Origin of the sequence: Notoacmeibacter sp. MSK16QG-6 (genome assembly GCF_024158145.1) — a bacterium.
GTDB lineage: Bacteria > Pseudomonadota > Alphaproteobacteria > Rhizobiales > Rhizobiaceae > Notoacmeibacter.
In genome coordinates, this window is record NZ_JAMYXM010000005.1 from 122,619 (window position 1) to 136,465 (window position 13,847).

Genomic DNA, 13,847 nt, shown 5'->3' on the forward strand with positions numbered 1-13,847 from the left:
CGACGGATTGTCGTAGCCCACCGAAGGCGCCTGTGCCTATGTCGTCATGCGCAGATAGATGAAGGGCAGCTTCTCCGCCAGCGCTTCCGCCCGGTCGATCAAGACGAAGCCGCGCCGTCCGAACACGCGGCGCATGGCCGCATCGTCCTCGCTCTGAAGACCGATGCAAAGAACGTCTATGCCCTGATGGGCGAGCGATCGGACCGCGTGGCGGGCGTCCTCGGTCAGATAGTCGGAATCGGCGACATCGATGTCCGAGGGTTCGCCATCGCTGATGACCAGCACAAGACGGCGATGCGTCCGCTGAGGCGAAAGCTCCGCGCCCGCCTGGCGTAAAGCCGCGCCGAGCCGCGTCGAAAGATGGCCGCGAAGTCCAGCGAGCCGCTGAAGCGCGGACGCATCGAACGATTCGACAAAATCCTTCACCCGGTAAAAGCGGACATCGTCTTTGCCGTCAGAACAGAAACCGCAAATCGCGAAAGGATCGCCGAGGCCCGCCATCGCTTCCGCCAGCAGCGCTGTGGCCGTCCGCGCCACCGAGATGATCGTTCGGTTGGTGCGCCCGATCCGGTCGCGGGTCGACTCCGAAATGTCGAGCAGCACGAAGACGGACAGATCGCGGTTCTTTAGGACGCGCGTCTGATAGTGCCTGGGGTCGGGCGAGCCGCCCCGTTCGATATCGATGGCGGTTCGGATGCAGGCATCCAGATCGAGCCGCTCGCCCTGCATCTGGCGGCTGCGCCATTGCGGACGGCTGATCTTGGCGCTTTTCACCAGATTGCGGATTTTCACCAAAGCCGCTTCGTGCCGTTGGAGGAGAGCCGAGCCCGCCGCAGCCGGCGCGGGACGTGCATTGTATTCGTTCAACGTGGTCCATTCCGGTCGGAGCCCGCCGTGCCGGTAGTCCCATTCCGGGTGGCGGGCAATCGGAAAGCCCTCATCCTCCGGCAGGGGACTGGCCCTGGAGGCGACGTTGGCCGGCGGAGCCTCTGGACTGGTTTCGTGCCGGCTTTTCGGCTCGTCGCTTTCCTTCTGCTCGATCTGTGCGGCGTTCAGCATAACATCGGCCGCTTCCGATTCCGCCGGCGGCGGCTCGTCATCGATTTCCCAAAGGCCGGAATTGTCGTCGCGGTAACTCGGTTCCACCACATAGGTCTTGGCGTTGAACTGGATACGCATCTGGCCGAGATCGTTGCCCAGGAGACCGCCGATGGTGCGGCTGATCTCCGGGTCGGTCCAATTGTCGCGGCTGTCGAAAAACATGGCGCGCGCCTTGGTGATCCACGGGTCGTCGTCCAGATAGTCGGGGTCGACCAACGCCCGCGAAAGCCGGAGCATCAGCAATTCCGCGGCAAGCGCTTTTCCCGGCTGCGCTGTGTGATAGCGCAGCCAGAGGCGGCGGAGACCCGGATAATCCGCAATGGCGAGATTCTCGACCCGCGCATCCTCGATCAGCGATACCAGTGCGATCTGAATGGGCTTGAGCTTGCCGCGCGGAAAACGGCCTCCGCCATAGGCGGCATGGGCGCCGATATGTGCGATCGCGGCCTTATAGTGGAGAACGGCGTCGCTGCCATGGCGGCCCGCATAGGCTTCCGGCACCCAGAGCACGGCGCCATCGAAGGCGCTTCGCCGCGGGGCCGGCCTCCCCGGCGTCACCGCCAAAGTGCGCATGATGGGATGAAACCGCCATAATGCGCCGACCAGAGCCGCCGCACGCGCCTGCACGGCGCTGAACAGCACATCGCTCGAGGCCTGTTCGAAGGCGCGAATGGCCGACTGGTCCTTCAGATCGAAATATTCCAGCCTTGCAGCCGGGTCTCGTCCCGCGCCGCGAATGCCGGCATGCACCCAGCTATGGAATTCGCGCGCGTCCAGCCGTTGCAGCACATAGCCGAGATGGTCGCACAAGACAGCGACGGATTCCGGTGCGCCCTCCGCCAGTTCCTCCATCGTCGCCAGCCAGGCGGCGAAGTCCTCGGCCTCCGCCAGATGACGGCATGCATGGGCGGTGGCCGCGAACATTGCCGCCGCTGCCCTTTCGCCCGCTTTGTCTTGGACGGCCCGTGCAGACGCCTCCAGCCGCAGTCCCGCCGCCGGCCCATAGCGGCGGGCCGCCTGGACGCTGGCGCGGGCGAAATCCAGAATGGCGCTGTAGCCGATCTTCCGGGCCAGCAGGCGGGCCAAGCCATCGGTCCACTGGCCGAATTCGCGTTGACTGAAGACCCGCTTCAACGCAGCCCAGGTCGCGGCGTCGATGACCGATGCCCTGTTGGCTTCGGCGAGCAGGTCTTGCAGGTGGCCGTGCTTGCCGTCGCTCACTGTCAGCCATCCTCATGAAAAACAGACATAGCGTCGTTAGCGCCTCGCCAAAGGCATGGCCCGCCGGCCCTGTCAGACGCAGGCATTGATGCTTTCGGAGAGCGCGTCGCGCATATCGGGATCGTCGGTAATCGGAACGACCAGGGCGGCCTGACACGCCTCGTTGACCGGCATGTCATGGCCGATCAGGCGACCTGCCTGAATGAGCATTCGCGTCGACGCTCCCTCGTCCAGACCATGGCCCTTAAGGTTGCGGCTGCGTGCGCCGATCTTGACGAGCAGGTCGGCGATTTCGCCGCTGACGCCGGCCTCGCTCTGTATGATCTGCGATTCCTCGACGGCATTCGGATAGCTGAAATCGAGCGCGATGAAACGCTGCTTGGTCGACTCCTTCAAATCCTTGATGACGCTTTGGTAGCCTGGATTATAGGAGATGACGAGTTGGAAGTCGGGATGGGCGGCCACGAGCTCGTTGCGTTTTTCCAGAGGCAGCGTCCGCCGCTCGTCAGTGAGCGGATGAATGACGACAGTGGTGTCCTGCCGCGCCTCGACGACCTCGTCCAGATAGCAGATAGCGCCGTATCTTACGGCAAGGGTCAAAGGACCGTCGTGCCAGACCGTGCCATCGGCGTCGAGCAGGTAGCGACCCACCAGATCAGATGCCGTCATGTCCTCATGGCAGGCGATGGTGATAAGCGGCCTGCCGAGACGCCAGGCCATATATTCGATGAACCGCGTCTTGCCGCATCCTGTCGGCCCTTTCAGCATGACCGGCATGCGCGAGGCATAGGCGGCCTCGAACATCGGCACCTCATTGTGGAGCGGCTTGTAAAACGGCTCCTCGGCAATCCGGTAATGCGTCAGATCCATTCCGGCTGCGTCCTTCCCTCAAGTATGAAGATATCGGGAGCGGGCGGCATTGAGCGCCGCCCGCCGCATTGTCTTTCCAGCGGTCAGCGCGCTTTAGCGATGCTTGCGGCTCTTCTCGTCGGGAATGCCATCCATCGGGCATTCCTCCGTGCCGGGCGTCGACCGGGTGATTGCCTCGACCATCTCGCGGGTGCCCTCCGGGTCGGTAACCCATTTTGAGTAGAAATCGTAAGGGCAGGCCGCTGCGCCCGACGCTTCGTCGCCGGAATTGATCATGCCGGTATAGCCACGATGCAGCAGCTTGAAGAGGTGGTTGTTGGAGGTCGATGTGCGACGGGCATCGCGGATGAGAGTCTTGGAGAACTGGGCGTACTGAATGCCCATCTCCTCGGTGCCGCACTCGCCGAGCGTCCGTCCATCGAAGCCGATCAGCGCGGAGTGTCCGAAATAGGAGTAGACCCCGTCGAAGCCCGTCGCATTGGCGACGGCCACGTAGCTGTTATTGGCCCAGGCCATCGCCTTGGCCATCATAATCTGCTGCTCCTTGGCCGGGTACATATAGCCCTGGCAGCGGACGATCAGTTCGGCGCCCTTCATCGCGCAGTCGCGCCAGATTTCCGGATAGTTGCCGTCATCGCAGATGATCAGCGACACTTTCAGCCCCTTGGGGCCTTCCGAAACATAGGTGCAGTCGCCCGGATACCACCCTTCGATCGGCACCCACGGCATGATCTTGCGATATTTCTGAACGATCTCGCCCTTGTCGTTCATAAGGATGAGCGTGTTGTAGGGAGCCTTGTTGGGATGGTCCTCGTGGCGTTCGCCGGTCAGCGAGAACACGCCCCAGGTCTTGGCGTCGCGGCACGCCTGGGCGAAGATTTCCGTTTCCTCTCCGGGCACCTGCGAGGCTGTCTCGTACATCTCCTTCTGGTCGTACATGATGCCATGCGTGGAATATTCCGGGAAAATGACCAGATCCATTCCCGGCAGACCGACCTTCATGCCGCGTACCATGTCCGCGATTTGCCGGGCGTTTTCCAGCACTTCTTCCTTGGTGTGCAGACGCGGCATCTTGTAGTTGACGACCGCCACGCCGACGGTGTCGTTATTGCTCGAAATATCACCGTGTAACATCTTCAGGCCTCCGTTTTCCTTTGTCCGTTGGTGAAATGGTTTGCGTCGAGGGCTGCTGGGTCATGGTCAGATCGCCATGTGCCGTTGGACCAGCTCGTCGCTCAACTCGTCGATCTGGCCGCTTGCGACCAGTTGGCCCTTTTCCATGAGCGCGAAGGTTTTGGACGCCCGGCGGGCGAATGAAATGTCCTGCTCTACCAGAACGATGGTGATGCCCATCTCGCGATTGAGCGTGGTGATCGCCCCCTCGATCTGTTCGACGATATTGGGCTGGATGCCCTCCGCCGGCTCGTCGAGCAGAATGACCTTCGGCCGGGCCAGCATGGCGCGGGCGATGGCCAGTTGCTGCTGCTGCCCGCCGGACAGATTGCCGCCGGGCCGGTCGAGAAACTCCTTCAGCATCGGAAAGAGCTCGAAAACCCTGTCATCGATCTCCCGGTCATCGCCGCTTTTGCGGGCGAAGGTGCCGAGCTTGAGGTTTTCCCGAACGGAGAAGGTGGGCAGAATGCCCCTGCCCTGCGGCACGTAGCCGATGCCCGCATGGGCGCGCCGATGGGTCGGCAGGCCCGACAGCTGGGCGCCGTCCAGAACGATCTGCCCCTCGTCGCGGTCCGCCAGCCCAAGCAAAGCGCGCATCAGGGTTGTCTTGCCGACGCCGTTTCGTCCGAGAACGGCCAGAAATCCGCCTTCCGGAACGTTGAAGGAGACGCCCTTCAGGGCGCATGAATGGCCGTAAAAGGCCTTCAGATCGGAAACTTCAAGCATGGCTGATCCCCGAGGTGCCGAGGTAGACCTCACGCACCTTCTTGTCCTTTTCGATTTCGGCGACCGAGCCCTCGGCCAATAGCTGGCCCTGGTGCATCACGGAGATGACGTCGCCGATTTCCTTGACGAAACCCATATCGTGCTCGACCACGATGATGGTGTGCTTGCCCCGTAATTGCAGGCAGATCTCCGCCGTCTTTCGGGTCTCCTGCGCGGTCATGCCAGCGGTCGGCTCGTCCAGCAGAATGAGATCGGCGTCCTGTGCTAGAAGAAGCGCGATTTCCAGCCATTGCGTCTGGCCGTGGGAGAGATACTCCGCAGGCTCGTCCAGATGATCTTTCAGGCCGACAAACTCGGCCAGTTCCTCAAGGCTGCGTTCCGAGCCGCCGGGCGCGTGGAAGAAATTCCAGAACACGCCGGTATTGCGGCAATCGGCAACCTCCAGATTTTCCCGCACGGTCAGTTGCTTGAAGACGCTGGGGATCTGGAATTTCCGGCCGATGCCCGCACGGGCGATCTCGTAGTCCTCCATGTCCGTGACATTGACGTCGCCGAGCCTGATCTGGCCGCCGGTCGGCTGCACCTTGCCGCAAATGAGGTCGAGCGCGGTGGTCTTGCCGGCGCCATTCGGCCCGATCAGGCAGCGCAGCTCGCCTTTCTTGATGTCCAGCGACAGATCCCTGACGGCCTTGAAGCCTCCGAAGCTGACACTGACGTCCTGAAGTTGAAGAAGAGTGCTCACAGCTTGCCCTCCGAAAGTTCCGCCGATGGCGCCGGCTCGTCCTGCGTCGTGGCGTCGTGCTGACGACGTCGGAACCGTTCGGCCGCAATATCGACAAGGCTTGCCAGACCGTTCGGAAGGAAAAGCACGATCAGGACGAAGAGGCCGCCCATGATGAGGGTCCAGGATTCCAGGAAGACTTCCGATTCCGACAGCGCGCCCTGCATCCCTGCCACCAGGATTGCGCCGAGCATGGCGCCCAGCAGGCTCTGACGGCCGCCGACCGCGCACCAGATCACGATCGAAAGGCTGAGTTGCACGCTGAGGAAGGTCGGCGATGCGAACTCCATCACCACGGTGTAGAGCATGCCGGCAAGGCCAGCGATGGCCGCGGAAACGCCGAACACGGCAGTCTGGTAGAGCGCGACGTCATAGCCGAAGTAGCGGACCCGCGATTCCTGATCGCGGATCGCCTGAAGGATGAGCCCGCCCTTGGTCTTGGTGAGCGCCAGAGCCAGAAACAGACAGACGGTCAGGGAGATGGCGACGAGGAAATAGGTGTTCGACGAATAGGCGTCGAAAACGATGCCGAACAGTTCGAGCTGCGCCAGATCGGTGATGCCGTTGAAGCCGCCCGTATATTGCTGTTGATCGATGATGAGGAGGCTCAGCACGATCATGGCGGCCAGTGTGATGATCGCCACGAAGACGCCGGTCACACGGCCGCGGAACATGAACCATCCGAGTATGCAGGCGATGAGCGCCGGGATGAGAAGCCCCGCCAGAAGGGCGAATGGCATGGAATAGAACGGCTTCCAGAACCATGGCAGCGTCTCGACATTGTTCCAGACCATGAAGTCCGGAAGGCCCTCGGTTCCGGTGTGCACCGGCACAGTCCGCAACTTCAGAGCCATGGCCATGCAGTACGACCCGATGCCGAAGCTCATGGCCTGGCCGAGATTGAGGATGCCCGCATAGCCCCAGGAGAGCGACAGAGCCATCGCGACCATCGCCAGCACCAAATAGCGTGCAATGCGGTTCAGGAGGAAATCGTCCTGCGCATAAAGCGGCAGAAGCAGGATCGCCAGGCAGACGGCGGCATAGACCGCGATCTGCATGATCGTCTTGGTTTTCATCTTGCTTTTCATGAAGTTGACAGTCGTCGCCATGTTACGTCCTCACCCGTGTCACGAAGAGCCCCTGAGGACGGAAGCGGATCAGCACGACGATGATGAGAAGCACCAGAGCCTTGGCGATCGTATCGTTCTGCCAATAGGCCAGAACGCCGGATAGCTGGCCGAGGATGAAGGAACTGGCGACAGTGCCGAAGAGGCTTTGCACCCCGCCGAGAACGACGACGAAGAAAGCGTCGACGACATAGCCCGTCCCCATTTCCGGCGAGACGCTCTTCAGCGGCGCGACGAGCGCGCCCGCCAGACCGGCGAGGCCGGCGCCGTAGGCGAAGGTCATCGTGCGCACCCGCCCGGCATCGATACCGAAGGAACTTGCGATGGATGGATCCTGAACGACCGCACGCAGCCGCATACCGATGCTCGTACGATTGATCAGAAGCCACGTGACAAGGAAGAGAGCCGCAACGGCAATCACGATAAACACGCGGTAGGCCGAGACGCTGACCCCGAGAATGGAGACGCTGCTGGCCAAAGACGGCGGCATCTGCACGTAGCGCAGGTCTCCGCCGGCGGCCAGCCGGACGATCTGTTGCAGCATCACGCCAATGCCCCACGTCGCCAGAATGGTGTCCAGCGTGCGCCGGTACAGATGACGGATCACCCCGAGTTCGATCAGCGCGCCGATGAGTCCGACAGCGATGAAAATGAAGATGAGGCTGGGAAAAAGCGTCAGGCCGACGAACTCTCTCAACGCCCATGCGCCATAGGCGCCGAGCATGATGAATTCGCCATGCGCCATGTTGATGACGCCCATTGAGCCGTAGATGATCGACAGGCCCAGGGCGACGAGCAGAAGGATGGAGCCGATGCTCAATCCCGTGATAAACTGCTGCAGCACGAAATCCATAGTGAAGACCGATTCTTGTCGTTTGGCGGTTGACCGTCAGGCCGGTCGAAGCGACCGCATGCCTGAAGATGTGGCCGGGGCGGACGACGCCCCGACCGGTCAGTGAAGCAAGACGCTCAGGTCTCCTTCAGACCGTCTTCCATGCAGGCCTGATTGGAATAAGCCGCGTAAGGATCGGGCTCGAGCCACTCGCTGGAATCTTTCAGCACCTCGAACTGTCCGTCCGATTTGGCGACCGCGATCTTCGGCCACAGATAGGTATGCAGATTCTTGGGATCGATTTTCACATTGCCCTGCGGAGCGATCATCTCCTGGCCCTTGACGGCCTCGCGAATGTTCTCCGGCGTGATGTCGCCGGCGCTGCCGATCTTTTCGAGAGCCTGCTTGAACAGATAGACCTGGAAGTAGCTCGGCTCGGACACGAAGTGGGTGACCGCGTCAGCGCCGTAGCGGGACTTGTAGGCCTCCACAAACTTCTCGTTCTCAGGCGATTCATGCACCATGAAGTAAGGCGCCGAGGTGAAGTGGCCGGCAGCCGCCTCGCCGCCCATCGCCGCAACCTCGACTTCCGAGGTGGTCAGGCTCGCCATGGGCATCTTCTCCGGATCAAGGCCCGCAGCGCGGTACTGGCGATGCAGCGCCACGACCGAGTCGCCGACCACGGTGGAGAAGATCACATTCGGCTGGGTGCTCTTGATCTTGTTGATGACGGAGGAGAATTCGGAGTGACCGAGCGGCACGTATTCTTCGTTGACGACCTCGGCGCCGTACTTTTCCAGCAGCGTCTTGCAGTAATTGTTCTCTTCCTTCGGATAGATATAGTTCGAACCGATCAGGAAGAATTTCTTGCCGAATTGTTCGATCAGCCAGGGGATGAATTCATCCTGCTGCTGGTTCGGCACCGCGCCGGTATAGATGACGTTCTTGGAGCATTCGCGGCCCTCATAGAGGGTCGGGTACCAGTAGAGATTGTTACGCCGTTCGAAGACCGGCAGTACGGCCTTGCGGCTGGCGGATGTGTAGGAGCCGAATACCGAGACGCATTTGTCGCCGACCACCAGCTTGCGCGCCTTGTCGGCGAATGTTGCGGGATCGGAGGCCGGGTCTTCGACGACGGGAACCAGCTTCATGCCATTGACGCCGCCGGCGGCGTTGATCTCGTCGATCGCCATCAGCGTGGCCTTGTTGAGGGACTCCTCGACGATGGCGGTTGTGCCGGTCAGCGAGAACAGCACGCCGACCTTGATCTCCCCATCCGCCGCATAGGCGAGCGAAGAGTCCTTGATCCAAATATTCGGAAAGCCGACACTCAGGCCTGCGCCCACGGCGCCAGCCGCTTGAAGAAATTGCCTTCTTTTCATGATCTGCCCTACCCTTTTCAGAAGTCCAAAACGAAAAAACCCCCACGAGACCGCGCACGGTCTTCAGTGGAGGCTATTGTTGCCCGATGATTTCTACGGCGTTGTTGCCGTACCTGCGGGTGACATTTTTGGCACCCGGTTATGCAGGATTTCTAGACGCTAGCTGACATTGTTTTTGGAGTCAACCAGTTGTGAAGCGAGCGCCGCCATGGATATACGGCGCGACATCGCCATATTTCTCAATTCACTTATAGCGTTGCTTTCGCTTATATTTTTTTGCTTCATAATTAGGTGTTTCGCGCGTTCGATCTGGCGCAGGCTGCGCACATTTTCATCGAGGCGCGCAATCCTGGCCGACTGCCGCCGGGCCTGAGTGAAGTGATCCCAGGCCAGAATAAGGGCAGCCGACACGGCCCCTGTGCCGTAGGGGCGATGCAGGACCGCATCGGGCAATGCCGCCTTCAGACCGGCAAGGTCGATCGCTGCGCCGCCCGGCGCCAGAACGACGACTGCCGCGCCCGCTTCTCCTGGCATCCACGCATAGCGCCGCGACAGGTCGGGTGAATATTCGCACAGGACCATATCGGTGTTCTCGCCGATGCGCTCCGGCATCGGCCAGCGGTGCATGACCTGCGCGCGCGTTCGCTGCAGTTGCCGCATCAGCACCATGCCCTGCTCATCGAGTTCGGTGATGAGAGTCAGGTTCAGGCGCGAGAATATTTCCAGTGGGTTGCCGCTCATGCCGGTGACGATCTAGTTGCGTTCCTTGATGCCGATCATGAAGGGATCGGACACCACCTCGTTCTGGGATTGCTGCACGATATCGAATTGTCCGAGTGCGTTGACCTTGGCAATCCGCGACCAGACATTGGCGTGGCTGCAATTGGGATTGATCGAGACCGTGCCCTGCGGCGCCTCCAGACTGGAGCCGAGTACGACCGGGCGCAGCACGTCCGGATGTGTCGTGTTGACCAGTTCGAGCGCCTTCTTGAACAGATGCACCTGAAAATAGGCTGCCTCCGCGCAGACATTGACGCGGGCGCTTTCGCCATAGCGCTTTTTGAACCGATGGACGAAGCGCTGGTTGGACGGATTGTCCAGGCCCTCGAAGTAGGATGCCGCCGTGATGTGATGCTCGCCGACATCGTAGCCCATGGCCTCGATCTCGGCTTCCGTCGTGGTCAGACTGGCGATGGGCGTCTGTTTGGCGTTCAGATTGAAGTCGTTGAAGGCTTCGTAGAGATAAACCGTTGCTTCGCCGACGACGGTGGAGAAAATGGCGTCGGGCCGCGCTTCCCTGATGTCGCGCATGACCGGGATGAAGTCTTCCCGCCGCGCGACAAGCGAAAGATAGGATTCGCCGACCACCTCGCCGCCGCGTGCGGCCAGGAACTGGCGCATGATGCGGTTGGATTCATGCGGATAGATGTAATCGGAGCCGACGAAATAGACCCGCGGGCCATAATGTTCGATGAGAAATTCGCAAAGCGCCAGGCTGTTCTGGTTCGGCGCCGCGCCCGTGTAGATGATGTTGGGCGAGTATTCGAAGCCCTCATAGATGGTCGGATACCATAGCAGTCCGTTGAGCCGCTCGAGGATCGGCAGGATCGCCTTGCGGCTTGCCGAAGTATAACAGCCGAAGATCGTGCTGACCCCATCCTCGCACAAAAGCCGGCGCGCCTGCTCCCTATAGAGGGAGTTGTCGGATGATGGATCGTATATGCGCGGCACGATTTCGCGCCCGTTGACGCCGCCCTCCGCATTGATCTCGTCAATGGCGATCATCGTGCCGTGGAACTGGCTTTCCTCGCTGACGGACATGAAGCCCGAGCGGGAGAACAGAACGCCGACCTGCCACGGTTCAGAAGATTTGGCGTCGTGAAATGCCACGCTGAACAACTCCCAGAGCGTTGACGGGATGGCCGGGCCGACAGCCTGTCTTCAGTCTTCAACAACATCGCAAAATTTGCAAGTATCACCGCAGAGACCCTGCCAACAGGTCGTTAGAGGCGATGCCCTCGCGACCTCGCAGTCACCTCCTGGCGCTGGTCGAACCTAACGAGCCTGCGCCCTTTCCGGTTCGACAGTCCGCTTCCGCCTGCCATTCGATTTAATCTTGCGGGTTTTGATGAGCCGCACCGTCTCGCTCAGTGTTACGCCCGTAAAAGATTCGCAGCGCAATGTGCGCCAATCGTTCAGAACTTGGGTCTGAACGACATGTTCAAAATAGGCGAAAAAGAGGCGTCAGACCTTTACGAAGGGCCTTCGAAGACAGCCAATCGAGGAAAATTTTCATGCGCCAAGTCACGCCGCCACGAATTTTTGTGAGCAGCCTGTACCCGCTGCAATAACTGCCTTTCATTACTTTTACGCAAGGTAACGTAAAGCGTCTGACCGGGCCAGTCCGACGATCAGAAGCGAGGCAGGTCGAATAGTAGACGGGCCGTGATTGACTGCGGTTCCGATCCTGAATGCCCGGAAAGCAAGCGATTATCGTTAACAATGTTGCCCCGCGTCAAAAAACGATGCGTTGCAGCATTATTGGACGTCCAAGCCGGCGGTCTCCGCGACGGGACAACCGTACAAACATACACACACGAGTGCCTTGTCTCTTCAGAACTATGTTTGTGTGAACGTTGATTAACAATCCGTGATGCTGAGGGTGCCCAATTTGGTCAAAATTCAATTTAGTCTAAATCGTGTTTTCAGAACCAAATTATACATCAAGACTTTTGAATGGATCATACGAATGTCTTCTTACTGTGTGAGAGATCAAAATTATAGTCGTATGAAGACTGCAGTCGGTGTCACCACTGTCACAGCTGCTGTCATTGCTGCCCAGGTCTGTATTTCCCGGTCGGCTTTATTTGAAGAGCACTCCATATCGAAAGTCTTAAGCCCCGCAGGCGGCGTGTCGAAAGGCCCGCCGCCTGCAACTTCCTCTCCAGATTTTCGAGCCATAAGCGTCAAAGCACCTTCCGCAATCGCCGCGCAGCAGATCCCATCCGATATGGGCTCGGCAATCGCGCTGGCTGCAGCCGGACGCGACGGCTCACGAGAAGACCCGGCCGTGACGGCCACAGAGGCGGCAGCCCCTCCTCAGACGCCCCCCGTCACCGCCCTGGCCACGGCCGGGTCGCCTCCCTTTTCGACGAAGCAGGATATCCCGGATATTCACGTCCATAGTCTCGCCGATGCCGACCCGATCTCTATGGCGGAGGCGCCTTCCCCCGCCGTTCGCGCCGGTCCTCAGCCGGCAAGCTTCCGGGCGATCAGTCATCGCCCTCCTTCGCGGATCGCCGCACAGAAATTTGTTCCGGGCCAGGCCCTTGCCCGCGCCCTCACCGCATTGGGGCGAAAGCCCCTCCGCAACGACCCGGCCGTGAAAGCCACAGAGGCGGTTGCCCCTCCCCCTGCCTCCACCGTCGCCGCCCTGGCTACGGTCGGGTCGACCATTCGCGATTGGCATAAGCAGATTGCCCTGCTTGAAACCACTCGGCGTGCGCTGAAACTGCCGCAGCCGCGCCGTATTGGCAAACGCCTGTCGCACAGCCAACGACAGATGCGCGACCTCGCCATCGCGGTTGGCCGCCGCTTTGCCAAGCGCCCAGAAGTCGCGCGCGCCGATCTGAGCGAAGAAGGGTTCGTCGCGCTTTTTCTGAAGCTGATCCAGCGGGAAAGCAATTTTAATCCGCGAGCGGTTTCGCCGGTCGGCGCGCGGGGTCTCGGCCAGCTCATGCCGGCGACGGCGAAAATGCTGGGGGTCCGCAATTCCTTCGCTCCGCATCAGAATTTGACGGGCGCGGCCACCTACCTCACCGAGATGCTGGATACGTTCGGCAAGCCGGAATTGGCGCTTGCCGCCTATAATGCAGGGCCGGGCAATGTCCGAAAATACGATGGCATTCCGCCATTCCACGAGACCCGGCAATATGTGTCGGACATCTTCCACGCCGTCAGCCATACGCCGCATCCGCCCTATGAGGTGGTCGAGGACGGCTCGCATCGACCCGTCGGCGAAGCGGCGCATGCCACGCTGCTGGCTTTCGACGAAGAGCAGGACCAGACCCGCGCCGAAGCCAATGCCGTGCTGGAAAAAATGGCGCGCCAGGAGCCAGTCCCGGTCGAGGTGAAGAGCAGGCCGGAGCCGCGCGCAAAAAAGACGCCGCCGAAAACCAAGCGCAAAGCGGTGAAGCGCCAGATCGCCGCGCCGCAGAAACGTGCCGCGACGAAGCGGGCGTCAGCGAAAGGTCTGAAGGTTTCGGTGCCACGCGATGCAACCCGCCAGGAGCGTGCACTTGCCGTCATGAAAGCCAAGGCCAAAGCCAAGGCCGAAGCGCGCCGACAGGCCGCCGAGGATGCACGTCAAGCGCGCCGCGCAAATACCGCCAAACCGGCCAGCGACGCCAGCCGTCAGGAGCGTCATCTTGCGAAAATGCGGGCGCGCGCCGAAGCCCGGGCGGAGAAGCGCCGGAGCGATCCGGACAAAGCACGGGCGGCCCGCGCTCTTGCGGACGAACGCGCGGCGAAACGGCAGGCCCGGGCGCTGGAGCGCAAGAAGGCCATCGTCGCGGCAAGGGCTGAAAAGCGCCGCGCGGAAAAGAACCGGTAGGAGAGCGGATGGAGGTGCAGCG

Annotated in this window: 11 protein-coding genes; 1 reads left to right on the forward strand and 10 read right to left on the reverse strand. The window is 60.9% G+C overall.

Going from position 1 to position 13,847, the window contains the following annotated elements:
- Positions 1-36: 36 nt before the first annotated feature.
- The 10 genes from NIM86_RS17285 to NIM86_RS14345 form a co-directional block, all read right to left on the reverse strand.
- The gene (locus NIM86_RS17285) at positions 37-2,322 is read right to left on the reverse strand and encodes a VWA domain-containing protein (RefSeq protein ID WP_253383135.1); all 2,286 of its coding nucleotides are present in this window, start codon (positions 2,320-2,322) and stop codon (positions 37-39) included.
- Positions 2,323-2,394: 72 nt separating this feature from the next.
- Entirely contained in the window at positions 2,395-3,192 is a 798-nt protein-coding gene (locus NIM86_RS14305; protein WP_253383136.1) for a CbbQ/NirQ/NorQ/GpvN family protein, read from the reverse strand.
- Between the two features lie 93 nt (positions 3,193-3,285).
- Positions 3,286-4,326, reverse strand: coding sequence for an aliphatic amidase (locus NIM86_RS14310; protein ID WP_253383137.1), 1,041 nt, complete (start codon positions 4,324-4,326; stop codon positions 3,286-3,288).
- A gap of 66 nt (positions 4,327-4,392) precedes the next feature.
- Positions 4,393-5,091, reverse strand: coding sequence for an urea ABC transporter ATP-binding subunit UrtE (urtE, locus tag NIM86_RS14315; RefSeq protein ID WP_253383138.1), 699 nt, complete (start codon positions 5,089-5,091; stop codon positions 4,393-4,395).
- A complete protein-coding gene (urtD, locus tag NIM86_RS14320) occupies positions 5,084-5,833 on the reverse strand; it encodes an urea ABC transporter ATP-binding protein UrtD (RefSeq protein WP_253383139.1) in 750 nt (249 codons plus the stop codon). The genes urtE and urtD overlap by 8 nt, the downstream gene beginning before the upstream one ends.
- A complete protein-coding gene (urtC, locus tag NIM86_RS14325) occupies positions 5,830-6,981 on the reverse strand; it encodes an urea ABC transporter permease subunit UrtC (RefSeq protein WP_253383141.1) in 1,152 nt (383 codons plus the stop codon). The genes urtD and urtC overlap by 4 nt, the downstream gene beginning before the upstream one ends.
- Position 6,982: 1 nt before the next feature.
- The gene (gene urtB, locus NIM86_RS14330; RefSeq protein ID WP_253383143.1) at positions 6,983-7,852 is read right to left on the reverse strand and encodes an urea ABC transporter permease subunit UrtB; all 870 of its coding nucleotides are present in this window, start codon (positions 7,850-7,852) and stop codon (positions 6,983-6,985) included.
- 116 nt (positions 7,853-7,968) lie between these two features.
- Positions 7,969-9,213, reverse strand: a complete 1,245-nt coding sequence (locus NIM86_RS14335) for a transporter substrate-binding protein (RefSeq protein ID WP_253383144.1) — start codon at positions 9,211-9,213, stop codon at positions 7,969-7,971.
- 159 nt (positions 9,214-9,372) lie between these two features.
- On the reverse strand, positions 9,373-9,954 hold the full coding sequence (locus tag NIM86_RS14340; RefSeq protein WP_253383146.1) for an ANTAR domain-containing response regulator: 582 nt from the start codon (positions 9,952-9,954) through the stop codon (positions 9,373-9,375).
- A gap of 12 nt (positions 9,955-9,966) precedes the next feature.
- Complete coding sequence (locus NIM86_RS14345) at positions 9,967-11,103, reverse strand: transporter substrate-binding protein (protein ID WP_253383148.1); 1,137 nt, start codon at positions 11,101-11,103, stop codon at positions 9,967-9,969.
- A 1,180-nt stretch (positions 11,104-12,283) separates the two neighbouring features.
- On the opposite strand from NIM86_RS14345, the gene NIM86_RS14350 reads away from it, so the two are divergent.
- Positions 12,284-13,825 carry a transglycosylase SLT domain-containing protein gene (locus tag NIM86_RS14350; protein ID WP_253383149.1) on the forward strand — a complete coding sequence of 514 codons (1,542 nt, stop codon included), beginning with the start codon at positions 12,284-12,286 and terminating at the stop codon, positions 13,823-13,825.
- Positions 13,826-13,847: the final 22 nt, after the last annotated feature.